The following is a 22,423-nucleotide window of genomic DNA, read 5'->3' as shown; positions in this document are numbered from 1 at the left end:
GCCCCCTCCCACATTTTTGATCTGCATGGGCTCAGATGCTCTGGCGCAATCGGGCCAGGTCTCTTAAAGGCGGTGCCCCAAACAACCGGCTGTACTCGCGGCTGAACTGCGACGGGCTTTCATACCCGACTCGATACCCTGCCGCCGACGCTTCCAGCCCTTCGGCGATCATCAGCCGCCGCGCTTCCTGCAAGCGCAACTGCTTCTGATATTGCAGCGGGCTCATCGCGGTGATCGCCTTGAAGCGATGGTGCAAGGTCGAAACGCTCAGGTTCACTTCCTTGGCCAGGTCATCGATACGCAGCGGTTGTTCGTAGTTGCCGTTCAACCAGGTGATTGCCTGGCTGACCCGATGGCTCTGGCTGTTGGCGACGGCGATTTCATACAGCCGGTAGCCCTGCGGGCCGCGCAATAGCCGATAGAGGATCTCGCGGTTGATCAATGGCGCGAGCATGGCGATGTCTTTGGGCGAGTCCAGCAGGCGCGTCAAGCGCAGCACCGCGTCGAGCAGTTGGCTGTCGATGCGGTCGACGTACATGCCACGGGAGGTGGGGCGCGAGGGCACGCCCATCGGCCCGGCCTCGGCGATCAGGGCAGTGAGCTGCGCCGGGTCGATATTGATGCGTACTGACAGGTTGGGATCGTGCGGCGTGGCATCGATGATCCGTCCCGCCACGGGCATAGCGACCGAGAACACCAGGTAGTTGAGTGGGTCGTAGGCAAAGATTTCGTCGGCCAGGCGGACTTCCTTGCTGCCGCTGGCGAGGATGCACAAGGCCGGCTCCACCAGCACCGGCATGAAATCGCGCGGTGTGTTGTGGCGGTTCAGATACAGCGAGGTGATAGCCGTGCCATAGGAACCGTCTTCCCAGGTATGGCGTTGCACGATGCTGGCCAGTTCGGCGCGCTGCTTTTCCATCTCGGCATCGAGGGGAATCAGCGGATGTTCAGGCGACGACATGGAGTGACCTCTACACGCTTCTTCGATGGGCTCAGCTTAGTGGGCGCTTTTCAAAAAGTGTTACGTCGATTCTGCACAATCCTTGCCTGATCCTGCGATATGGCGTGAATCAGGCAAGCGCAAGGCCCGTCATCTCCCTGAAACACTGAGTGTGTGCCTGGAACACCACCTGCGGGCCGAGTGGCTTATCTACGCTTCTCGCAGGATTGTGCAATAAGCCTGCAGGAATTGACTAACCGCGTTTGCACCCGCGCCGTTATCTTTGATCCTGTGGCAGCCCGCCCTCAGCGTGTTTGCCGAGTATCACTTCTCAACGGGAGAGTCGAACATGTCCACCCCCATTCCCGCGAGCCATATGGCCTTTATCCGTGCCCGTACCGGGTGCAGCACCGAACTCGGTGCACGCTTGAGCAGTTTGATCGAACCGGGCCGTCAGGCTCAGGGTTGCCTGCAGTTTTCGTTGCAGCATTCCCAGGTCGACCCCGATGTGTGGCTGGTCTCGGGTTTCTGGAGTAGCGAACAGGCGATGAGCGCCTACTTCAACTCGCCGGCCCTGATGATCTTTACCGAGTTGTTGAACGACATGGTAGTGCGCAGCATGGACTTCCAGACCTTCACCGATGCATCTGCCGTACATGCCTACGGCGAGTACCTGCAACTCGCCGGTTGAGGGTTAGAATGGCCGACTTTCCATTGGCCAGGACCTGCAACATGGCACGTAAACAATTTGCCCACCACGAAGCCGTTTCCGCCGTAGTACCGGGGGAAGGGGGCTACAGCGCCGCCGTCGCCATCAAGGCACTCGATGGCATGGGCGCACCCAGGTTTCACAAGATCCTTGATGGCCAGAAGTTCAAGACCGCCTCCGACGCCGACGATGCAGCCGCGCTGCAACTTGAATACCTGGTCGACGTAGACGAAGACGGCCAACTGGCTTGGGCAACTGCCGCAAACTAGAACGCGCCGTCGATCAGGGAGGGGGCTCCTGATAGCAGAGAGTCAGTCGATGCTGTGTTGACTTCACCAACGCTATCGGGAGCAAGCCCCCTCCCACAGGTTTTATTGCATGCCATCAGCGGCTATTGGCACCAGGGCGATACATCTTGAACAGCGCCTCTGGCCCCAACTGGAAGTAATCCGCCGGGCCGCCACCGCGCAGGATCGGTTCGGCGGCGGCGGTGTCGTAGATGCCATCCTTGAGCAACCACTTGGCGATGTGCACCGCGACCACTTCGCCCAGTACCAGCCAGCTCGGCACCAGCTGCTTGTCGGCGCGCTGCAGTTGAATGATCTGGGTCACCTTGCATTCAAACGAGACCGGGCTCTCGCCCACCCGCGGTACGCCAACGATTTTCGAGGCCACCGGCGTCAGGCCGGATAACTCGAATTCGTTCACCTCCGGCGATACGGCGGCGCAACTCTGGTTCATCTGCTCGGCCAACGGGCGGGTGGCCAGGTTCCAGACAAACTCGCCGGTCTGTTCGATGTTGTTAAGGCTGTCTTTACGCCCGACGCTGGAAAAACCAATGATCGGCGGAATGTAGTTGAACGCATTGAAGAAGCTGTAGGGCGCCAGGTTCAGGCGACCTTCGCGATCGTGGGAAGAAATCCAGCCGATCGGCCTTGGCCCGACGATGGCATTGAACGGGTCATGGGGCAGGCCGTGACCGTTGGCAGGCTCGTAGAAATGAATATCGTCAGACATGACCGGGGGTTCCTGCTATTGGCTTCGGGATGGAGGCCATACTGCAAGGCATGGCGCTGAATTTCCATCAGCCGTATGGAATTTTCATTGATTGCCCACCGAATTTTCACAGCTCTGCATTCAGTCTGCGCGCCAGGCCGACACCCCTCTAAGTCGGCGCGTTGAAAGACTGAGCTTCGGAGCCTTCTGTACCATGAACAAACTTCCTCAGATCACCCTGGCGTTCTGGGTCATGAAAATCTGCGCAACCACCCTGGGCGAAACCGCCGGGGATTTGTTGTCGATGACCCTCAACGTTGGCTACGCCATCAGCTCGATGATCTTGATCAGCGTGTTCCTCGTCACCTTGCTGACGCAACTCTGGTCGAAAACCTACAACCCTGTGCTGTACTGGATCGTGATTTTGTCCACCAGCACCGCGGGCACCACCATGTCTGACTTCATGGACCGCACCCTGGGGCTGGGCTACGCCACGGGCTCCATGATCCTGATCGCGATCCTGATGATCATCTTCGCGTTGTGGCATGTCAGCGGCGACTCGCTGAACGTGAACAAAGTGCAAACCTTCCGGGGCGAGTTGTTCTACTGGATGGCCATCCTGTTCTCCAACACCTTGGGTACCGCGCTGGGCGACTTCCTGGCCGATGACTCGGGGCTCGGCTTTGCCGGTGGCGCCTTGTTGATCGGCTCGGCGATTGCCGGGGTAGTGGCGCTCAAGTACTTCACCCGGATCTCGTCGGTGCTGTTGTTCTGGGTGGCGTTTGTCTTGACCCGGCCGTTTGGTGCGACGCTGGGTGACTTCCTCACCAAACCCTATGAAAAGGGTGGGCTGGATTTCGGCACCATCGGTTCGTCGGCGGTATTGGCGGGTGTGCTGGTGGTGATGATTGCCGGGGCGTCGTATGCGCAGCGGCGATATGGGCGTCAGGCAGCCGCAGAGCTGTCCTGATCCTATTATCCAGGCAAGATAGAACTCAATGTGGGAGGGGGCTTGCTCCCGATAGCAGTGGTTCAGTCAACCGATTTATGGCTGACACACCGCCATCGGGAGCAAACCCCCTCGCACCGTTTTAGTCGGTGGTGATGCGCGAGTGCTTGCGGGTGTCTTTCATGGTCACATAGACCAACAACGACACCGCGATACACGCAGTCACGTACCAGTAGTAGCCGGTTTCCATACCGATACTCTTGAACCACAGCGCGATGTATTCAGCGGTACCGCCGAAGATCGACACGGTCAACGCATACGGCAGGCCCACGCCCAAGGCACGAATCTCGGTGGGGAACAGCTCGGCTTTCACCACGGCATTGATCGAGGTGTAGCCGCTGACGATGATCAACGCCGCCATGATCAGGAAGAACGCACCCCACCAGGTCTGGATGGTGTGCAAGGTGGTGAGGATCGGTACGGTGCAGAGCGTGCCGAGGATGCCGAAGGCAATCAGGATCGGCCGACGGCCAACCTTGTCCGACAGCCCGCCGACCAGGGGTTGCAGGCACATGAACAGGAACAGCGTCGCCGCCGAGATGGTGGTGGAGTCGGAGATGCTCATGCCGACGGTGTTCACCAGGTATTTCTGCATGTAGGTGGTGTAGGTGTAGAACGCCAGGGTGCCGCCCATGGTCAGGCCGACGACGGTCATCAGCTCTTTGGGATGGCGCAGCAACGTGCGCATCGCGCTTTCCTTGGCTTTCTCCTTCTTGGTGAACGACTCGGTTTCTTCCATGCCACGACGCAGGTACAGCGCGACAACCGCGCACAGGGCGCCGATGGCGAACGGGATGCGCCAGCCCCAGGCATACAGTTGCTCAGTGGTCAGTACTTGTTGCAGCACGATCAATACCGCCAGCGCGATGAGCTGGCCGGAGATCAGGGTCACGTACTGGAAGCTGGAGAAGAAACCGCGACGCTCCTTGGTCGCCATTTCACTCAGGTAAGTGGCCGAAGTGCCGTATTCGCCACCGACCGACAAACCTTGCAGCAGGCGGGCGAAGACCAGCAGGATCGGCGCGCCGATGCCGATGGTGTCGTAGCCAGGGCTCAGGGCGATCAGCAGCGAGCCGAAGCACATCAGCAATACCGAGGCCATCAGTGCAGCCTTGCGGCCCTTGTAGTCGGCGTACATGCCCATCAGCCAGCCGCCGATAGGGCGCATCAGGAAGCCCACGGCGAAGATCGCAGCGGTGTTCATCAATTGCGCGGTGGAGGAGCCTGCCGGGAAGAAGGTCTTGGCGAAGTACAGCGAGAAGGCGGCGTAGACGTACCAGTCGTACCACTCGACCATGTTGCCGACGGAGCCACTGAAAATCGATTTGATCCGGCTGGAGGTGGTGCGCTCTTTTGCCGGCACGGCCACCGACCCCAGAGGCAGGGTGTTGGAGTTATCCATTGAAGGATCCTTCATCTAGTTGTTTTTATGGAGCAGCGCGTGCGCAGCCTGGTTCGGCTATAGCAGGAGCTGTGCCAAGGGGATGAAGGCCCGGTCTAGAAGGGTTGCAGGATTATTTTGAGCGGAAAGTCGCCGATGATTCTTGATGGTTGAGCGGAAATCCGCTTATGGCGGCAGGCCTCATCGGGAGCAAGCCCCCTCCCACATTGTGATTTGTGAACACATTCAAGTGTGGGAGGGGGCTTGCCCCCGATGGCGGCCTGAAAGGCACCGCAAAGCCTGGCTTAGAGAAACATCTCCCGCACCATCCCATGACGCTGCATCTTTTCATTGAAAGTCCGGCGCGGCAGTTGCAGCTCCGCCAGGACCGCCTTGATATCGCCCTTGTGCCGGGTCAATGCGGCCTTCAGGCAATGAGCCTCGAAGGCTTCTTGCTGCGCGGCCAGCGATTGCCCGGCCTCGATACCCTCAGGCTCAGGTTCGCCAAGCCCCAGCACCTGGCGTTCGGCAACGTTGGCCAGTTCGCGCACGTTGCCCGGCCAGTCATGGCTGAGCAGGCGTCCCAATTGCGCGCCGCCGAGCGGTTCGGCGCTGCGGCCAAGGCGCTCGGCGGCATTTTGGGCAAAGTGATCGAACAACAATGGAATATCTTCACGGCGCTCACGCAAGGGCGGCAGGCGCAACTGTGCGACGTTCAGGCGATAAGCCAAGTCTTCGCGAAAGCGCCCGGCCCGGGCCTCTTCCAGCAGGTCGGGTTTGGTGGCGGCAATGATGCGCAGGTCGACGTGGATGCTCTGGTTGGAGCCCAGCCGCTCCAGTTTCTGCTCCTGCAACACACGCAGCAGTTTCACCTGCTGGGCCAGGGGCATGCTTTCGATTTCATCCAGGAACAGTGTGCCGCCGTGAGCGTATTCCAACTTGCCAATACGCTTGCCCTGGGCGCCGGTGAAGGCGCCGCTTTCGTGGCCGAACAGCTCGGCTTCAAACAGCTGCTCGGGGATCGCCGCACAGTTGAGCGCCACAAATGGCTTCTTTGCCCGCGGGCCGAAATCATGCAGGCAACGGGCAACCAGCTCCTTGCCGCTGCCGGTCTCGCCACGGATCAGCACATTGACCGGCAAGCTGGCCAGGTCCAGCACCTGCCGGCGCAAGGTCTGCAAGCCCCGGGATACGCCGAGCAGGCTGGATTCAAGCTGTGCCCGGTGATCGGCCTGCTGGTGCAGGCGGCGGTTCTCCAGGATCAGCCCGCGTTTGTCCAGGGCGCGACGCAGGCTATTGAGCAGGGTATCGGGGCTGAAGGGTTTCTCGAGGAAATCGTAGGCACCGTCACGCATGGCTTCTACCGCCATCGGCACGTCGCCGTGGCCCGTCAGCAGGATCACCGGCAGGTCGGCATCGCGGCGCTGCACTTCGGCCAGCAGCTCCAGGCCGCTGAGCCCGGGCATGCGCACGTCGCTCAAGATGACACCGGGAAAGTCCCTGGGCAGTTGCGCCAGGCAGGCCTCGGCGCGGCTGAACAACTGCACGTCAAACCCCGACAGGCTCAGCCATTGCTCGACGGCCGTGCGGATGCTGGCTTCGTCATCGACCACAATCACCGCGTTCAACATAGGTCGGGTGTCTCCAGTGCGATAGGCAAGGTCAGGGTGAACACGGCGCCGTCGCCACGGTTGCCGGCGATCAGGCGCCCGCCCAGTTCGTGCACGATAGCGTAAGACACCGCCAGCCCCAGGCCCAGCCCGTCACCTACCGGCTTGGTGGTGAAGAAGGGGTCGAACACGCAGCTCAAATGCTCATCGTCAATCCCGCCGCCACTGTCGCTGACGGTCAGTTGCCACAGCTGCTGATCGGCCTGCAGGCGGATTTCCAGGCGTTTGCGCGGTTTATCGGCCATGGCGTCAAGGGCGTTGCGCAACAGGTTGATCAGTACCTGTTCCAGGCGGATCGCATCGCCGCGTACCCAGGCGGGGCGGGTCAGGTCCAGCACCACGCCGATGGCCTCATTACGCAGGCGCGCGTCGAGCAGGTGCAGGGACTGGTCAACCACCGTGGCCAGGTCCAGGCGTTCACGCAGGCCACTGGGGCTTTTACGGGCGAACGTCTTGAGGTGGCCGGTCAGCGCAGCCATGCGTGTGAGCATGTCGTCCAGTGGGGTGAGCGCTTGGTAGGCATCGTCCACGCGGCCATGATCCAGCAGCAGGCGCAGGGTTGCCAATTGCATGCGCTGGGCGGTCAGAGGCTGGTTGATTTCATGGGCGAGGGCGGCGGACATCTGGCCCAACGCCGCCAGCTTGGCCGATTGCACCAAACCGTCCTGGGCCATGCGCAAGGCTTGGGTGCGTTGCGCCACAAGCTGTTCGAGTTCTTCACGGCTGCGCTGGCGCAAACGGGCCAGGCGCCAGCGCTGGGTCAGAAACAGCGTCAGGAACACCAATGCCAGCCAGGAGCCGGCAGCGGCGAGGCCGGCATTACGCTGGTCTTCAAGGGCGGGCTGGGGTTTGCGCAGCAGGTGCAGCGTCCAGCCTTCGGCCTTGAGCGGCAGCGATTCCCAGATGTAATCGGCGCTGCCGTCGGGGCCATTGACGCGCATCAGGTGGCTGTTGTCGTCGAAACGCTGCAGGGCTTGGGTCTCCAGTGGCTGCAAGCGCTTCTTGTCGTATTGGCGTGTGGCCTTGAGCTCGGCGAGGTCACCGTCCGACAACGGGCGCAGGTTGCGATAACGCCAGCCCGGCTGGTTGGCGATAAATACGATGCCGCGCGCGTCGCTGACCAGCAGCAGGTCATTGCCCTGGGCCCATTCGCGCTCAAGCTCGGGGAACTCCAGCTTCACTACCATGGCACCGAGAAACTGCTCGTGTTCGTCCACTACCGCGCTGGAGAGAAAATAGCCGGGAATACCGGTGGTCACGCCCACCGCATAAAAGCGCCCGGCGCCCTGGCTCAGGGTCTGGCTGAAATAGGGACGAAATGCGTAGTTATGCCCGACATAGCTGCTGGGCAGGTTCCAGTTACTGGCGGCGACAGCAAGGCCGGTGCGGTCCATCAGTTCCAGGGTAGAGGACTGCGCCGCACTGTTGATGCGTTCCAGCTTGCGGTTGAGCACAGCCTGGGTGGTGGCATCCAGCGGGCCCTTCAATGCGTTGATCATTTCCGAGTCCAGCGCCAGCACGGCGGGCAGGGCACGGTAACGTTCGATCAGCGTGTGCAGGGAATTGCCATACAGCGTGAGCTGTTGTTTGGCGCGTGAAGCGTCGTCCACCAGGGCCTGGCGTTCGGCATGGCGGGTGGCGAAGGTCGCGGCGAGCAGCGCACCGGCGATGATCAACAGGCAGTAGAAAGTCAGGCGCAGGGGGCGAGGGATCGCGATCATACGGTGATGGGCAGGCACAGTAAGGGGTGAGCACCATACCATGCGCCATCGGGTGTAGTGAGCAGGCTTGCCCCGCGCTGGGTGGCGCAGCCGCCCCAACCAGGACACCACGGTGTTTCAGACAGACCGAGGCGCCTGGGTTTAGGGCGGCTGCGCCACCCAGCGCGGGGCAAGCCCGCTCACTACGGGCTTACTGGACTTCTACCGCCAGGCTGTCACTGATCTTTTTCTGCCAGATGGCAGGACCGGTGATGTGGACGGACTCGCCCTTGCTGTCCACCGCGACGGTGACCGGCATGTCTTTGACCTCGAACTCGTAGATCGCTTCCATGCCCAGTTCGGCGAAAGCCACGACGCGCGACTTCTTGATGGCCTGGGCCACCAGGTAAGCGGCGCCGCCGACGGCCATCAGGTACACGGCTTTGTGGTCCTTGATCGCTTCGATGGCGGTTGGGCCGCGCTCGGATTTGCCGATCATGCCCAGCAGGCCGGTTTGTTCGAGGATCTGACGGGTGAACTTGTCCATCCGCGTCGCGGTGGTCGGGCCTGCCGGGCCAACCACTTCTTCGCGCACCGGATCAACCGGGCCGACGTAGTAGATGAAGCGGCCCTTGAGGTCCACCGGCAGGGTTTCGCCCTTGTTCAGCATCTCGACCATGCGCTTGTGCGCCGCGTCGCGACCGGTGAGCATCTTGCCGTTGAGCAATACGGTTTCGCCCGGCTTCCAGCTCTGCACTTCTTCCGGGGTCAGGGTATCGAGGTTGACGCGGCGGGCCGACGGGCCGGCTTCCCAGACGATTTCCGGGTAGGCGTCCAACGGTGGCGCTTCCAGCGATGCCGGGCCGGAACCGTCGAGCACGAAGTGGGCGTGACGGGTGGCGGCGCAGTTGGGGATCATGCACACCGGCAAGGACGCGGCGTGGGTCGGGTAGTCCATGATCTTCACGTCGAGCACGGTGGTCAGGCCGCCGAGGCCCTGGGCGCCGATGCCCAGTTGGTTGACCTTCTCGAACAGCTCCAGGCGCATCTCTTCGATACGGTTCTGCGGGCCGCGCTTTTTCAGCTCGTGGATGTCGATGGATTCCATCAACACTTCCTTGGCCATGACGGCGGCTTTTTCGGCGGTGCCGCCGATGCCAATGCCCAGCATGCCCGGTGGGCACCAGCCGGCGCCCATGGTCGGAACGGTCTTCAGCACCCAGTCGACGATCGAGTCGGACGGGTTGAGCATCGCCATTTTCGACTTGTTCTCGGAACCGCCGCCCTTGGCTGCTACATCCACCTCCACAGTGTTACCCGGGACGATGGAGTAGTGGATCACGGCCGGGGTGTTGTCCTTGGTGTTCTTGCGCGCGCCTGCCGGGTCGGCAAGGATCGATGCACGCAGGACGTTTTCCGGCAGGTTGTAGGCGCGACGCACGCCTTCGTTGATCATGTCGTCCAGGCCCATGGTGGCGCCATCCCAACGTACGTCCATGCCCACGCGCACGAACACGGTGACGATACCGGTGTCCTGGCAGATCGGGCGGTGGCCGGTGGCGCACATGCGCGAGTTGATCAGGATCTGGGCGATGGAGTCACGGGCCGCTGGCGATTCTTCGCGCAGGTAGGCTTCGTGCATGGCCTGGATGAAGTCAACGGGGTGGTAGTAGGAAATGAATTGCAGGGCGTCGGCAACGCTCTGAATCAGGTCGTCTTGCTTGATCACGGTCATGAGTCGCGCTCCTCTATAAGGGAACATTCAATAAAGGTGGCTTCAGTGTTGCATCGGTCGGCTGAAACCACCTTTCCAAGGCACGCCAAAGTGGTGCAGGCGCGACGCTAAAAAGGCGCGGCAGTATAACCCGGCACGGTGGCCGATACACCCGACTATGGTCAAACTGTCGCAGGCGTGATTCCCTGTGTGCCCCTTATGACTGAGTCCTCCCATGCCTGAACTGTACGTCGGTGAGCGCCACTGGTCGGTCACCACCGGCAGCAACCTGCTGGATGCCCTGAACCAGGCGGGTGTGGGCGTGCCCTACAGTTGTCGGGCGGGCAGTTGCCATGCGTGCCTGGTGCGATGCCTGGGACAGGTCGACGACCAGCAGCCAGACGCCTTGAGCCCGGCGCAACGCCAGGACGGCTGGCGTTTGGCGTGTCAGTGCCAGGTTATCGGCGATCTTGAGGTTGAGACCTTTGATCCGCTGCGTGACGGTTTGGCGGCCCGGGTGGTCGGTGCCGACTGGTTGAACACAAACGTGCTGCGCCTGCGCCTGCAACCGGAACATGGCCTGCGTTATCGGGCCGGGCAACATCTGGTGTTGTGGTCGGGGCAGGTAGCGCGCCCCTATTCCCTGGCCAGCTTGCCCCAGGAAGATCCGTTCCTGGAGTTTCACCTCGATTGCCGCCAGCCGGGTGAGTTCAGCGATATTGCCCGGCAGTTGCAGGTGGGCGATGCGCTGCGATTGGGCGAGTTGCGCGGGGGAGCACTGCAATACGATCCCGACTGGCACACCCGGCCGTTGTGGCTGCTGGCTTCCGGCACCGGCTTGGGGCCTTTGTGGGGTGTGCTGCGTGAGGCGTTGCGCCAGGATCATCAAGGCGCCATCCGCGTGATTCACCTGGCCCATGATGCGCAGGCTCATTACTTGGCCGGTCCCCTGGCGGAGCTGGCCGCGCAGCATCCCAACTTGACTGTGGAACTATGGACGGCGGCTGAGCTGGCCCAGGCATTGGCGCAACTGCGGCTTGGTTCGCGGCAAACCCTGGCTCTACTCTGCGGGCATCCTGCCAGTGTCGAGGCGTTTTCCAAGCGGCTGTTCCTGGCCGGCTTACCGCGCAATCAACTGCTGGCCGATGTGTTTGTGCCCCGTGGTTGAGGGCTGAATTGCGCTGCTGCGATGAAGGTGCGTTGTCTGGGTGGGCCTCATCGGGAGCAAGCCCCCTCCCACATTGTGATTTGTGAACACATTCAAGTGTGGGAGGGGGCTTGCTCCCGATGGGGCTATGAAGCCAATACAAAGTCCGATCTGCAAAGCAAAAAGCCCCGCCATTCACATGGCGGGGCTTTTGTTTTTCAGCGTGTCACTCAGACCTGTGGGTCGCCCACATGCAGGATCTTCATGCCATTGGTGCCACCGGTGGTGTGGTAGCTGTCGCCCTTGGTCAGGATGACCCAGTCGCCTTTCTCGACGACGCCGCGCTTGACCAGTTCGTCGATCGCCTTCTGGCTGACTTCGTTAGGTGCCAGCGAAGCCGGATCGAACGGAATGGTGTATACGCCACGGAACATCGCCGCGCGGGCCTGGGCTTCGCGGTGGGGGGTGAACGCGTAGATCGGCACCGAGGAGCGGATGCGCGACATGATCAACGGCGTGTAGCCACTTTCGGTCAAGGCGATGATCGCTTTCACGCCCGGGAAGTGGTTGGCGGTGTACATGGCGGCCAGGGCGATGCTCTGGTCGCAGCTTTCGAACACTTTGCCGATACGGTGGCTGGAGGTCTTGCTGGTCGGGTGCTTTTCGGCACCGACACAGATACGCGCCATGGCTTGAACGGCTTCCAGCGGGTACGGGCCGGCGGCGCTTTCAGCCGAGAGCATCACGGCGTCGGTGTAGTCGAGCACGGCGTTGGCCACGTCGGACACTTCGGCACGGGTCGGCATCGGGTTCTGGATCATCGACTCCATCATCTGGGTCGCCACGATCACTGCTTTGTTGTGGCGACGGGCGTGCAGGATGATTTTCTTCTGGATACCGATCAGCTCGGCGTCGCCGATTTCCACGCCCAGGTCGCCACGGGCAACCATCACTGCGTCGGAGGCATTGATCAGGCCGTCGAGGGTTTCGTCATCGGCCACGGCTTCGGCGCGTTCGATCTTCGCCACCAGCCAGGCAGTGCCGCCGGCTTCGTCACGCAGTTTACGCGCGTATTCCATATCAGCGGCGTCGCGCGGGAAGGACACGGCGAGGTAGTCCACTTCCATTTCGGCGGCGAGCTTGATGTCGGCCTTGTCTTTGTCAGTCAGCGCCGGCGCCGTCAGGCCACCACCGCGACGGTTGATGCCTTTGTGGTCGGACAGCGGGCCGCCGATGATCACGGTGCAGTGCAGTTCAGTCGGGGTCGCGGTTTCGACGCGCATCACTACGCGACCGTCGTCCAGCAGCAGCTCGTCACCGACGCCGCAGTCCTTGACCAGGTCCGGGTAATCGATACCCACGACTTGCTGGTTGCCTTCGGTCAGCGGATGGCTGGTGGAAAAGGTGAAGGTGTCACCGATCTTCAGCTCGATACGCTTATTGGTGAATTTGGCGATACGGATTTTCGGGCCTTGCAGGTCACCCAGCAATGCAACGAAGCGACCGTGCTTGGCGGCCAGGTCACGCACCAGTTTGGCGCGAGCCTTGTGCTCGTCCGGGGTGCCGTGGGAGAAGTTCAGACGGGCGACGTCCAAACCAGCCAGAATCAGCTGTTCGAGGACTTCCGGCGAGTTGCTGGCCGGGCCAAGGGTGGCGACGATTTTGGTACGACGGACGGACATGCACAGACTCCTGAGTTCAAGCGCTGGGGAAGGCTACTATGCTCTTTCGTTGTAGTCATTGTTCGTTTGCACTACTTATCGGCGATTGACTTGTTTTCGTTGCGGCTGAATAGGCGAACGCCCTTGAAGATTTTCGACAAGGGGTCGATACACTGCACAAGACAGGAGAACCCCCATGCGAATTTTGCTCGTTGCCGCCTTGGCCGTCAGTGTAGTCGGCTGTACCCGCTGGTCGATGGACCATCATTTGAACAATGCCTACCGTGCCTACGGGGTGGGTGATTGCGAGCGTGTCACCCTTGAGCTGTCCCAGGTCGACCGTGAAAGCCGTACCCGCCGTTATGTGCAACCGGAGGTCTCGATGTTGCGCGGGCAATGCCTGGAGCGGCAGAAACTGTTCGTCGATGCGGCACAAACCTACCAGTTCATCATCAGCCAATACCCATCGAGTGAGTACGCCTATCGTGCCCGCGCCCGGCTCGATACCTTGCAGCAGTTGGGGCACTACTCGGGTGCCAGCGTGGCACAGCCACGTCCCGCATCTTTGTAATGATATTTGTGATTTGATTGCTGGCCTGTTGCCAGGCGTGGGCTATCCTTTGAATGTCCGTTTGTACAAGTTTCCATTCAAACGGATGAGGCGCCCGGATTCGGCCGTTGTTTAGTGGCAATGCAGTAGCTGTTGCCACACCGATATCCAGGCAGAGCGGGCAATGGGCTCGTTCCGAATCACTGGCACGGCCAGATTCATGGCCACTGGATGGCGATTTCATCATGATTACCGAACGAAGGATCGAACGGCATCAGTTATCTTGTTTTTTGCAGGTGTTCAATCGTCTGACCGACAAGCCTGTCGGCTTTCTGGGCAATCTCTCTGAAGAAGGGCTGATGTTGATCAGCCAATTACCCATGATGGTCGATGCGGATTTTGAGTTGCGCTTGAAGATCCCCGGATCTGACGGCGAGTTTCAGTACGTTGACCTGACGGCCACCTGTTTGTGGAGTTATGAGGACATCAACCCACAGCATTATGATTCCGGCTTCTGCATACGTCAGGCATCCGAAGAGTATCGGCAGTTGATCACTGCGTTGTTGCATTATTTCAGCTTCGATCCGCTGCAGGCCTCCGCTTGAACACGACGTGTTGTCGGCTCGGTCAGGCGCTTGTCCTCGACCGGGCCGTACGCTTTTTTTAGAAAGCCCCGGCTTTTTTCCAGCTCTGATAGCGCGTGACCAACTTGGCTCCCAACTCGGACGGCAGGGCATCGAGCACCGATAGCCCATGGGCGTTCAAACGATCATGCAGTTCATTGCGCGTGTTGAGGTAATCAATCGCGCCACTGTAGGCCAATGCTTCCGACAGGGTCTGCACGGGGACTTGGCGCAGTTCATCGAGGACATGTTCTCGCAGGCTGGCCACCATCACCCGGTGCTGCCGACTGATACGGTTGACGGCAGTCATGAGTGCCTCATCGTCTTCATCCCTTAGATTGGTCACCACGATCACCAGCGCCCGACGCTTTTGTCGAGCCAGCAGATGGCTTGCGGCGGCCTCATAGTCGGCTGTTTTACGGGTGGTATCCAGGTCGTAAACCGTATTGAGCAATACGTTCAGTTGGCCACTACCCTTGACCGGTGCCAGGTAACGCGGCTGGTCACTGGCAAAGGTGCACAGACCCACGGCATCGCCCTGTCGTAACGCGACGTAGCTGAGCAACAGGCAGGCGTTGAGGGCGTGATCGAAATGGGAGAGCTCATCGTCCTGGCTGCGCATGCGTCGACCGCAGTCGAGCATGAACACGATTTGCTGGTCGCGCTCATCCTGGTATTCGCGGGCGATTGGCGTGCGTTGCCGTGCCGTCGCTTTCCAATCGATCTGGCGCAGGCTGTCACCCTCGCGAAACTCGCGCAGCTGATGAAACTCAAGCCCCAACCCTCGTCGCGGGCGTTGACGTACACCGAGTTGGCTCAGCCAGTTATCCACACCCTGCAACTGTGCGCCGTACAATCGGGCGAAATCCGGGTAAACGCGGGTAGCGTCCCGAGCGTCGATCAAGCGTCGAGCCGACCATAGCCCTAAGTGGCTGGGCAGGTGGATTTCGCAACGACTGAAGCTGAAATGCCCTCGTCGCAAGGGGCGAACGCGATAGCCCAGCTCGCAGCGCTCGCCAGGTCGCAACTCGATGGACTGCGGCAGGTTCTCCAGGCTCAAGCCATCCGGTACGTGATCGAACACCGTCAAGGTGATGGGTTGTGGATAACTGTGCTGCACTGCCAGCCTGACTTCCCCCCAGCGTCCCAACGCCAGGCTGCCGGGTAATTGCCGTTCTATTCGCGGCGAAGGGCGGCGGCGCAGGCGTAAAGCGTCCAGCAGCGAGAGCAGCAGCAACGCCAGCAACAAGCCCCAGGCCACCGAATGCAACGTGTCGGGCACCTTGAGCTGCAAGGCAGCCGCAGCACCCAGCACAATATTCAAGCCCAGCAGCACGCCAAGCCAGGTCAGAAGCAGACGGGTTGGTTTCATTGCCGGGTCATTGCCTTGGTGCTGCAATCTGATCAAGCAACTGCTTGAGTACCTGGTCCACTTCCAATCCTTCTATGTCCAGCTCAGGCGCAATACGTACCCGGTGACGCAGTACCGCCAGGGCGCAGCCCTTGATGTCGTCTGGCGTGACAAATTCCCCGCCGCGCAACAGGGCCCGGGCACGAGCTCCACGTACCAGAGCGATCGAGGCCCGTGGGCCGGCGCCGATGGTCAGCCCTGGCCAACTGCGTGTGGCACGCGCTATCCGTACCGCATAATCGAGGACTTGTTCATCCAGGGGCATCTCACTGGCTATCTGTTGCAACTGCACCACATCGTCAGCCTGCAGCACAGTGCGTAATGGTTGCACGTCCAGCATGTCGGCCCTGGATGACCGGGTCACTTCGCGCACCATATCCAGCTCTTGTCGGGCGTCGGGATAATCCATGCGCACCTTGAGCATGAAGCGATCCAGCTCGGCTTCCGGCAGCGGGTAAGTACCTTCCTGTTCGATGGGGTTCTGGGTCGCCAGCACCATGAACGGTTGGCCGATGGGCAAGGCTTCCCCTTCAAGCGTGACTTGGCGCTCCTGCATGGCCTCAAGCAGCGCCGCTTGCGTCTTGGCCGGAGCACGGTTGATTTCATCGGCCAGTAGCAGGTGCGTAAACAACGGCCCCTTGCGCAACTTGAACTGTTGGCTTTGCAGGTCGTACACGGCATGCCCGGTGACGTCGCTGGGCATCAGGTCGGGGGTGAACTGGATGCGTGCGAAATCGCCACCAAAGCAGCGGGCCAGGGCCCGTACCAGCAGGGTCTTGCCCAGGCCAGGCACCCCTTCGAGCAATACATGGCCTCCCGCGATCAGTGCCGTGAGCACGTCATCAATGACCGGATCCTGGCCGATCACGGCTTTGCGCAATTCAACGCGCAAAGCCTGGGCTTGCTGGCTGGCCTGCTGCAGGGTTGTGGTGTTCAGGACGGTGGACGGTGGGTATTCGCTCATAAGGCATTCCTGAGAGTTTGCAGGCTGGTCACCTGGCGGCTGAAATCGGCGCTGGAGAGCCGTTTCAACGGGAGTGGGCCGAGTGCCTGGCGGATGGCATCGGAGGGTTGTCGAGTCAGGTTTTCCAGTACCTGCCATTGTGCTGCCGTGTCCAGGTGTTCAAAGCCTGGATGGCGCTTGCGGGCGGTGCGCAGGATGTCGCGTTGGAGCGCTTGCAACAGTGCGGCCTGCCCACCGCGACGCAGCAGGAAATCGGCGCTGGCCTTCAAGTGTTCCTGCAACTGCCGGCGCGCTCGGGGGACGGGCGCCTGTATCGGGCCTTGGCGCATGCCGACGTGCCAGAGCGCCAGGCTTATCAGTGCGACGAGCGCTACCAATGCCTGTGGGAAATAACGCATCAACAGGGTCAGCAAGTTTTCCACGTCGCTGTTGAACAGCAAGGTGACGTCGGTGTTCTGGTTGAGGTACCACAGCAGCCAGGCGTTATCGTGCTTGCCGATATTCGGGGTTTTCCACAGGTCGCTGTCGGTGACCACCGTTACATGACCTTGCCCCAGGTCAAGTTGCATCAGGTGGCTGGACTTGGCGCTATTGGCTGAAAACTGGGCAAGGTGTCTCGGGTCGGTGAGGTTGAAGTCGGTATCGAAACTGAAGTAGGCCGGGGCGGTTTCGTTGTCGACGTAAAGCTTGGTCAGGTCCGGTGCTTTCTTTTTACGCGGTGATGCCGGCTCGTCGAACGTGTCACTCAGGGCCTGATGGATATTCAGGCGATCGAGCAGCAGGTCGCCGCTTTTGCCCGTTTCCTCATCCCATAACGCCTCGGCCACCACCAGCAGGTGGCCACCGGCTTTTGCCCAATCCAGCAGTTGTTCAACCTGGCGCGGGGTCATGTTGCTGCGCTCACCCAGCAGTAACAGGCTTTGGCCTTTAGCTGGGCGATCGGTTAGCCGTTCGATGCCATAGGCATGTTCCACTGCCAGGCCTTGGCTGCGTAGAAAGTACTCGGCTGCCAGGTAGGGATTGGCCAGCGCTTGCGCAGACGGACCGTGGTCCACCACTTCTTCATAAGGGATCGCCTTGTGCCAGGCGTATAAAGCGCCTACTCCCAGCAGCCCAGCGAGCAGCAGCGCGACCCACAGTAACGGCCTGTTCATGGGCGCACTCCCGAACTGAAGAGTGCGCGCCAATCGTTGCAAAGCTGTTGTTGGGTAGCGGCGGGAGGAAGGCGGTGACCGTACGCAAGGTTTTGCCAGTGGCGCGTCAGCTCATCACTGAAGGCCAGCAATTGCGGTTGCCCTAAATGATGAATGTGTTCCAGTACCTGGCCTTCGGTATCGGCGCTTTTCAGCGGCAAATTGAATTCATGCAGTAATCGGCTGAGCAGGCCGCGATACAACAAGCCCAGTGCTTCCCGTGGTTGGCTGGCCCATAGCTGTTCGGCAGCGCCGGCGATGTCTTCCGGCAAGGTTTCAACTCCCAGTTCCAACCCGAACAACTGAGCGGGAACCGGTTTGAGCGTTTTGGGTAAAGGCTGCCGGATACGGCTGACGAATGTGCGCAGCCATTCACGGTAGCGCCACAGCAGCAGGGCGACTACGCCGAGCATCAGGCTCCACAGCAGTATCTCCAAGCCTTGGGCAACGTGTTTGAAGGCATTGCTGTTGAGGTTATCCAAGAGTGCCTGCAACCAGGCTGGCAATTTACCATCGCCTTTTGTTTTGCTTTTGACGGCTGTTTTTTCTTCACCAAAGCGATAACGGGTGACGGTTTCAGGGTTCTTGAAGGGAGGGTTTTCCAGCACCGACTGAATGGATTGGCTGGCTGAGTGAGTGCTGAGCGGTTTGGAAACAACCGGTTCGCTCGCCATGGCGGGTGGGGTGAAGGGTGTGAGCATCAACCCGACCACCAGCAGCAGTAGCGGTACGATGCTACTCAGGCGTTGGCGCAGGTTGCGGAATATCAGCTCCAGGTCCCAGGCTTCCAGGACGGTACGGCGATTGAGGTACAGGCTGAAGCCGCAGGCGACGTAGATAGGTTCCCAGAACACCAGGATCAGGGCGTAGAAGGCGTTGCCCAGATGGTCCAGCCACAGTTCGTTGGCGTCTGCTGCCAATGCCATTCGTTGCCAGTCCCAATCCAGTTCTATCTGTTTTGGAATGAACAGGTAGAACAGGGCCATGCAACCCAGCCATAGGCCGATTTCCAGGTGCATCCCTATGAGGGTCAGCCAGCGTGCAGCTCCAGCGTTATGTTGCAGCAATACCCCCAGGCGCTTCTGACGTGCCGGGCCGTCCAGGCCCTCAAGCTGGCTGACCGGCAGCACAAAGCTGCGGCTCAGGCTCAGTCGGCGCCAGGTCAGGCTGGCCAGCAGTTGGCCCTTGAGCAGGCGCGGCCAATGGCGTACGGCCTGCCTGATGCCTGGTATTTCACCAAACAGCGCCTTGGAAAGGATGTACAGCGGGAGGCGGTCGAAGGCCGGCTTGAGCCACCAGAACAGCAGCAGGGAGAAAGACGGATACTCCCAGAGCAACACCGTGAGCAAGGTAAATATCGGCAAAGTGACCATCGCCCAACTGCTCATCAGCAGACGACGATGTTCTCTGGCCATCAATCCACCAAGGTCCATGGCTTCCCAGGAGGTACGCGGGCGAATGGCCACGCTGGCGTCAGTCAGGCGCATGACGGGTCCGTCCAGCCAGGCTCAGATAAGCGAGCACCAAACACCAGAATGTGGCGCCCACGAGGTATTTGATCCAGGGGGCGATCGTGGCGATGGATGACCAGTACGCTTCGATGAACGCCGCGATCAACAGGAATATCATCACGCCACAGAGCATCTGCACGCTTTTGCGCGCTGCCAGGCGCAGGGATTCGCTGCGCGTCAAATGCCCGGGGGCTATCAACGACCAGCCCAGTTGCAAGCCTGCCGCACCGGCCAGGGCGATGCCACTGAGTTCGAATGCACCGTGACCGATCACAAATGACCAGAACGTCTGGCCGTAACCAATTTCGGTCAGGTGTCCGGATATCGCCCCGATGATCAGCCCGTTGAAAATCAGGAAGAACACGCTGCCCACGCCGAACAGCAAGCCGGCGGCAAACGTCTGGAAGGCAATGCCGATGTTGTGCATCACGTAGTAGCCGAACATCATCCAGTCTTCGCTGGAGGCCCGTTCGGCCGCACGGCCCAGGTGGCTGGCATCGGGGTCGTACATGCCTTGCATTTCAGCGACCTGTTGGGGGCTGACGATGCTGTAGATCAGGTCGGGGAACAGATAGACCAGCAGGGCTATAGCCACCAGGCTGCCGAAGAACAACAGGCTGGCGATCAGCACAAAACGCCACTGTTCGCGTACCAGGCGGGGGAAGTCGGCCAGGATGAAAGCCAGTACGTTCGCCGCCAATTGGCTGCGATGACGATAGAGTTGTTGGTGGCCACGCAGCGCAAGTTGCTGCAGCGGGTCCACCAGGTAACTGCTATAGCCGCGCTCCTGGGCCAGGGCCAGGTGTTGGCACAACCGCCGGTACTGATAGGGGAAGTCGGTGACATCAGCGGCCTTGGCTTTACCTTGTTCCAACTGCTCCAGTTGTTTGGCGAAGGCTTGCCATTGCTGCTGGTGGCGGCTTTCAAATTGGCTCTGCTTCATGTCGGCCCCAACAGGCCGCGGGCCACGCCATTGAGTTGTTCGGCAGCACGAGCCGGGGACACGTGCAGGGGCACGGCAAGGATTGCGGCCAGTTCATGCACGCGCTCGGCCGACAGTTCGCCCTGGCGTTCGGCGAAAGCGAGAATTGCACGTTGTTCGTTCAGGTCCAGTGCAAAGGGCAGGCGCAGGGGGGCGGCTTGAGGTATGCGGGGCCGAACCAGCGGCTGCTCGCGATAGACCACCAGCGTCCCGGCGGCCAGGTCGCCGAGCCGTTTGAAATGGGGATGTTGCAGGCAACTGATGGCGCCGAGGAAGTAGCCGAAAGGCAGCATGTCGACAAAGCGCAACAGGTTGCGGATCAGGGAGGACGACCAGCCGATGGGAGTACCGTCGTCCTGTACGACACGCAGGCCCATGACCTGCTTGCCTGGGGAGCTGCCTTGGTTGAGGACTTCAAACAGCACCATGTACCACCAACTGACCAGGAACAGGAGCAACGAGCCCAGGCCGATGCCGATGTTGCCGAGCAGCGCCAGGGGCACGAGCAGGATGCCCATGAGCAGCCCACGCAAACCGAGGTCAAAAGCAAAGGCTAATACACGTACCAGCAAGCCGGCGGGGCGCAGGGGCAGGTCGATACCCTCCGGGGTCTCGATCTGGTAGCGGGTGTCCAGCGGGGCTGATGACATTGCGATCCTTGGCAGTGCTGAGCGGTTCAGAGACACGGATGCTAGCAGTGTCGACGCCGGAAGCAACCATTCAAGGTTTTGCTGGATATTTGTACAGTGCATGTAGCGCTGGCCCCGGACGCCTCGCTGCGCCTAGACTTTGTCGATCTTCAGTACAGGAATAGCCCGTGACCTCCATTTTCTGGTACGACTATGAAACCACCGGCATCAACCCGCGCAGCGATCGTCCGCTCCAGGTGGCCGGCATTCGTACCGACCTCGAACTCAACGAGATCGGCCCGCCGCTCAATCTTTATTGTCAGCCCAGCGACGATATCCTGCCCCATCCGGCGGCATGCGCGATCACGGGTATTACTCCGGGCGTACTGGCGGAGAAGGGCTTGGCCGAAGCCGATTTCATGACACGGGTGCATACCGAGCTGGCTGCGCCCGGTACGTGCGGTGCCGGCTATAACACCCTGCGGTTCGACGATGAAATGACGCGCTACAGCTTGTATCGAAATTTTTTCGACCCTTACGCACGCGAGTGGCAGGGGGGTAACAGTCGCTGGGATCTGATTGATGTGGTTCGCACCGCCTACGCCCTGCGTCCCGAGGGGATTGTCTGGCCGGAGCAGGATGGGCGGGTCACCCTCAAGCTTGAGCGGCTGACCCAGGCCAATGGTATCGATCACGGGCAGGCCCACGATGCGCTGTCCGATGTGCGTGCGACCATCGCCTTGGCGCGGTTGGTTCGAGAAAAACAGCCCAAGCTGTACGAATGGCTGTTTCAATTGCGCAGTAAGCAGCGGGTGATGGACCAGGTGCGTCTGTTGCAACCGATGGTGCATATCTCCGGGCGCTTTTCCGCCGAGCGCCACTACGTGGGGGTGGTGCTGCCGCTGGCCTGGCACCCGCGCAATCGCAATGCATTGATCGTCTGTGACCTTGGGCTCGACCCCCAGGCCTTGCTGGACCTGGATGCCGATGTGTTGCGTCAGCGCCTCTATACGCGCCGTGATGACTTGAAGGAAGGTGAGCTACCGGTTCCGCTCAAGTTGTTGCATATCAACCGTTGCCCGGTCGTTGCTCCACTGAATGTATTGCGGGCGCAGGATCGTGAGCGGCTTCAGTTGGATATGGACGCCTGTCAGGCGCGGGCGCTGCGACTAACTGACGCACAGGAAGTTTGGCGTGACAAGTTGGCCGCCATTTACAGCGAGGAGGATTTTGCACCGAGTGCCGACCCGGAGCAGCAGCTCTACGATGGTTTTATTGGCGACCGCGATCGCCGTTTATGCGAACAAGTCCGTGCGGCAGAGCCTGCACAACTAGCACGCCAGCAGTGGCCTTTCGATGATCATCGTCTGCCGGAATTATTATTTCGCTACCGTGCCCGTAACTTTCCTGAAACACTGGGCAAGGACGAGCAACAACGTTGGAAACTTTTCTGTCAGCAGCGTTTGTCAAATCCGCAATGGGGGGCACCCAATACTCTGCTGGCATTTAAACAGGCGTGCGAGGAGTTGGCTGTTAGTGCTACACCGTTTCAGTGCCAGGTACTGGGCCAGTGGCAGGAGTATGCCGATTCTCTGGCCGCGCGTTTGAACTCGTAGTCAGAAATTGCAGAATA

The 22,423-nt window shown here is 60.6% G+C and carries 20 protein-coding genes; 7 read left to right on the top strand and 13 right to left on the bottom strand.

Features of this window, described 5'->3' with window-relative positions:
- Nucleotides 1-31: 31 nt before the first annotated feature.
- A complete protein-coding gene (locus tag DK870_RS19010) occupies nt 32-961 on the bottom strand; it encodes an AraC family transcriptional regulator (protein ID WP_060754228.1) in 930 nt (309 codons plus the stop codon).
- A 328-nt stretch (nt 962-1,289) separates the two neighbouring features.
- Between DK870_RS19010 and DK870_RS19005 the strand changes: the two genes are divergently transcribed.
- Together DK870_RS19005 and DK870_RS19000 are read left to right on the top strand one after the other, a co-directional pair.
- Nucleotides 1,290-1,631, top strand: a complete 342-nt coding sequence (locus DK870_RS19005; protein WP_071484314.1) for an antibiotic biosynthesis monooxygenase family protein — start codon at nt 1,290-1,292, stop codon at nt 1,629-1,631.
- Between the two features lie 8 nt (nt 1,632-1,639).
- Nucleotides 1,640-1,918, top strand: a complete 279-nt coding sequence (locus DK870_RS19000; RefSeq protein ID WP_161549391.1) for a hypothetical protein — start codon at nt 1,640-1,642, stop codon at nt 1,916-1,918.
- Between the two features lie 115 nt (nt 1,919-2,033).
- On the opposite strand, the gene DK870_RS18995 is transcribed toward DK870_RS19000, so the two are convergent.
- Nucleotides 2,034-2,666: a flavin reductase family protein gene (locus tag DK870_RS18995; protein WP_060754225.1), complete on the bottom strand. Its 633-nt coding sequence runs from the start codon at nt 2,664-2,666 to the stop codon at nt 2,034-2,036.
- A 193-nt stretch (nt 2,667-2,859) separates the two neighbouring features.
- Here DK870_RS18995 and DK870_RS18990 point away from each other — a divergent pair, with 193 nt between their 5' ends.
- Entirely contained in the window at nt 2,860-3,615 is a 756-nt protein-coding gene (locus tag DK870_RS18990; RefSeq protein WP_104994709.1) for a hypothetical protein, read from the top strand.
- A gap of 121 nt (nt 3,616-3,736) precedes the next feature.
- On the opposite strand, the gene DK870_RS18985 is transcribed toward DK870_RS18990, so the two are convergent.
- From DK870_RS18985 to DK870_RS18970, 4 genes are all read right to left on the bottom strand, one after another.
- Nucleotides 3,737-5,056: an MFS transporter gene (locus DK870_RS18985; protein ID WP_161549390.1), complete on the bottom strand. Its 1,320-nt coding sequence runs from the start codon at nt 5,054-5,056 to the stop codon at nt 3,737-3,739.
- Nucleotides 5,057-5,340: 284 nt separating this feature from the next.
- Nucleotides 5,341-6,666 (bottom strand): sigma-54 dependent transcriptional regulator, encoded by a 1,326-nt coding sequence (locus tag DK870_RS18980; protein WP_104994708.1) that lies wholly within the window; start codon nt 6,664-6,666, stop codon nt 5,341-5,343.
- A complete protein-coding gene (locus tag DK870_RS18975; RefSeq protein WP_161549389.1) occupies nt 6,660-8,426 on the bottom strand; it encodes an ATP-binding protein in 1,767 nt (588 codons plus the stop codon). Before DK870_RS18975 ends, DK870_RS18980 begins: the two co-directional genes overlap by 7 nt.
- Before the next feature lie 190 nt (nt 8,427-8,616).
- The gene (locus tag DK870_RS18970) at nt 8,617-10,140 is read right to left on the bottom strand and encodes a fumarate hydratase (RefSeq protein ID WP_104994706.1); all 1,524 of its coding nucleotides are present in this window, start codon (nt 10,138-10,140) and stop codon (nt 8,617-8,619) included.
- A gap of 214 nt (nt 10,141-10,354) precedes the next feature.
- Here DK870_RS18970 and DK870_RS18965 point away from each other — a divergent pair, with 214 nt between their 5' ends.
- Nucleotides 10,355-11,287, top strand: a complete 933-nt coding sequence (locus DK870_RS18965) for an iron-sulfur-binding ferredoxin reductase (protein WP_060754219.1) — start codon at nt 10,355-10,357, stop codon at nt 11,285-11,287.
- 209 nt (nt 11,288-11,496) lie between these two features.
- Here DK870_RS18965 and pyk read toward each other — a convergent pair whose 3' ends face one another.
- Complete coding sequence (gene pyk / locus DK870_RS18960; RefSeq protein ID WP_060754218.1) at nt 11,497-12,948, bottom strand: pyruvate kinase; 1,452 nt, start codon at nt 12,946-12,948, stop codon at nt 11,497-11,499.
- Between the two features lie 175 nt (nt 12,949-13,123).
- On the opposite strand from pyk, the gene DK870_RS18955 reads away from it, so the two are divergent.
- The gene (locus tag DK870_RS18955; RefSeq protein ID WP_060754217.1) at nt 13,124-13,498 is read left to right on the top strand and encodes a tol-pal system YbgF family protein; all 375 of its coding nucleotides are present in this window, start codon (nt 13,124-13,126) and stop codon (nt 13,496-13,498) included.
- Between the two features lie 224 nt (nt 13,499-13,722).
- Complete coding sequence (locus DK870_RS18950; RefSeq protein WP_060754216.1) at nt 13,723-14,082, top strand: PilZ domain-containing protein; 360 nt, start codon at nt 13,723-13,725, stop codon at nt 14,080-14,082.
- Nucleotides 14,083-14,140: 58 nt separating this feature from the next.
- Here the strand turns inward: DK870_RS18950 and DK870_RS18945 are convergent, their stop codons facing one another.
- From DK870_RS18945 to DK870_RS18920, 6 genes are read right to left on the bottom strand one after another with little or no spacing between them, the layout of a single operon-like run.
- Nucleotides 14,141-15,472, bottom strand: coding sequence for a DUF58 domain-containing protein (locus tag DK870_RS18945; RefSeq protein WP_060754215.1), 1,332 nt, complete (start codon nt 15,470-15,472; stop codon nt 14,141-14,143).
- 7 nt (nt 15,473-15,479) lie between these two features.
- Nucleotides 15,480-16,475 carry a MoxR family ATPase gene (locus DK870_RS18940; RefSeq protein ID WP_161549388.1) on the bottom strand — a complete coding sequence of 332 codons (996 nt, stop codon included), beginning with the start codon at nt 16,473-16,475 and terminating at the stop codon, nt 15,480-15,482.
- On the bottom strand, nt 16,472-17,629 hold the full coding sequence (locus DK870_RS18935; RefSeq protein ID WP_104994703.1) for a DUF4350 domain-containing protein: 1,158 nt from the start codon (nt 17,627-17,629) through the stop codon (nt 16,472-16,474). Before DK870_RS18935 ends, DK870_RS18940 begins: the two co-directional genes overlap by 4 nt.
- On the bottom strand, nt 17,626-19,155 hold the full coding sequence (locus DK870_RS18930; RefSeq protein ID WP_161549387.1) for a DUF4129 domain-containing protein: 1,530 nt from the start codon (nt 19,153-19,155) through the stop codon (nt 17,626-17,628). Before DK870_RS18930 ends, DK870_RS18935 begins: the two co-directional genes overlap by 4 nt.
- Entirely contained in the window at nt 19,142-20,122 is a 981-nt protein-coding gene (locus tag DK870_RS18925) for a stage II sporulation protein M (protein ID WP_161549386.1), read from the bottom strand. Before DK870_RS18925 ends, DK870_RS18930 begins: the two co-directional genes overlap by 14 nt.
- Nucleotides 20,119-20,811: an RDD family protein gene (locus DK870_RS18920; protein ID WP_161549385.1), complete on the bottom strand. Its 693-nt coding sequence runs from the start codon at nt 20,809-20,811 to the stop codon at nt 20,119-20,121. The genes DK870_RS18925 and DK870_RS18920 overlap by 4 nt, the downstream gene beginning before the upstream one ends.
- A gap of 167 nt (nt 20,812-20,978) precedes the next feature.
- On the opposite strand from DK870_RS18920, the gene sbcB reads away from it, so the two are divergent.
- On the top strand, nt 20,979-22,406 hold the full coding sequence (gene sbcB, locus DK870_RS18915) for an exodeoxyribonuclease I (RefSeq protein WP_161549384.1): 1,428 nt from the start codon (nt 20,979-20,981) through the stop codon (nt 22,404-22,406).
- The last annotated feature ends 17 nt before the right edge of the window (nt 22,407-22,423 follow it).

Origin of the sequence: Pseudomonas sp. Q1 (assembly GCF_009935975.1) — a bacterium.
Lineage (GTDB): Bacteria > Pseudomonadota > Gammaproteobacteria > Pseudomonadales > Pseudomonadaceae > Aquipseudomonas > Aquipseudomonas palleroniana.
The sequence above is the reverse complement of the archived record's forward strand: the minus strand, read 5'-3'. Positions and strand labels throughout refer to the sequence as shown.

Bases quoted from the DNA above. Each gene is read 5' to 3' on its own strand.
- pyk (WP_060754218.1), bottom strand. From the start codon at position 12,948: ATGTCCGTCCGTCGTACCAAAATCGTCGCCACCCTTGGCCCGGCCAGC.
- DK870_RS18980 (WP_104994708.1), bottom strand. From the start codon at position 6,666: ATGTTGAACGCGGTGATTGTGGTCGATGACGAAGCCAGCATCCGCACG.
- DK870_RS18920 (WP_161549385.1), bottom strand. From the start codon at position 20,811: ATGTCATCAGCCCCGCTGGACACCCGCTACCAGATCGAGACCCCGGAG.
- DK870_RS18955 (WP_060754217.1), top strand. From the start codon at position 13,124: ATGCGAATTTTGCTCGTTGCCGCCTTGGCCGTCAGTGTAGTCGGCTGT.
- DK870_RS18945 (WP_060754215.1), bottom strand. From the start codon at position 15,472: ATGAAACCAACCCGTCTGCTTCTGACCTGGCTTGGCGTGCTGCTGGGC.
- DK870_RS18970 (WP_104994706.1), bottom strand. From the start codon at position 10,140: ATGACCGTGATCAAGCAAGACGACCTGATTCAGAGCGTTGCCGACGCC.
- DK870_RS18995 (WP_060754225.1), bottom strand. From the start codon at position 2,666: ATGTCTGACGATATTCATTTCTACGAGCCTGCCAACGGTCACGGCCTG.
- DK870_RS19010 (WP_060754228.1), bottom strand. From the start codon at position 961: ATGTCGTCGCCTGAACATCCGCTGATTCCCCTCGATGCCGAGATGGAA.
- DK870_RS18935 (WP_104994703.1), bottom strand. From the start codon at position 17,629: ATGAACAGGCCGTTACTGTGGGTCGCGCTGCTGCTCGCTGGGCTGCTG.
- DK870_RS19000 (WP_161549391.1), top strand. From the start codon at position 1,640: ATGGCCGACTTTCCATTGGCCAGGACCTGCAACATGGCACGTAAACAA.
- DK870_RS18975 (WP_161549389.1), bottom strand. From the start codon at position 8,426: ATGATCGCGATCCCTCGCCCCCTGCGCCTGACTTTCTACTGCCTGTTG.
- DK870_RS18930 (WP_161549387.1), bottom strand. From the start codon at position 19,155: ATGCGCCTGACTGACGCCAGCGTGGCCATTCGCCCGCGTACCTCCTGG.
- DK870_RS18940 (WP_161549388.1), bottom strand. From the start codon at position 16,475: ATGAGCGAATACCCACCGTCCACCGTCCTGAACACCACAACCCTGCAG.
- DK870_RS18990 (WP_104994709.1), top strand. From the start codon at position 2,860: ATGAACAAACTTCCTCAGATCACCCTGGCGTTCTGGGTCATGAAAATC.
- DK870_RS19005 (WP_071484314.1), top strand. From the start codon at position 1,290: ATGTCCACCCCCATTCCCGCGAGCCATATGGCCTTTATCCGTGCCCGT.
- DK870_RS18965 (WP_060754219.1), top strand. From the start codon at position 10,355: ATGCCTGAACTGTACGTCGGTGAGCGCCACTGGTCGGTCACCACCGGC.
- DK870_RS18925 (WP_161549386.1), bottom strand. From the start codon at position 20,122: ATGAAGCAGAGCCAATTTGAAAGCCGCCACCAGCAGCAATGGCAAGCC.
- DK870_RS18985 (WP_161549390.1), bottom strand. From the start codon at position 5,056: ATGGATAACTCCAACACCCTGCCTCTGGGGTCGGTGGCCGTGCCGGCA.
- DK870_RS18950 (WP_060754216.1), top strand. From the start codon at position 13,723: ATGATTACCGAACGAAGGATCGAACGGCATCAGTTATCTTGTTTTTTG.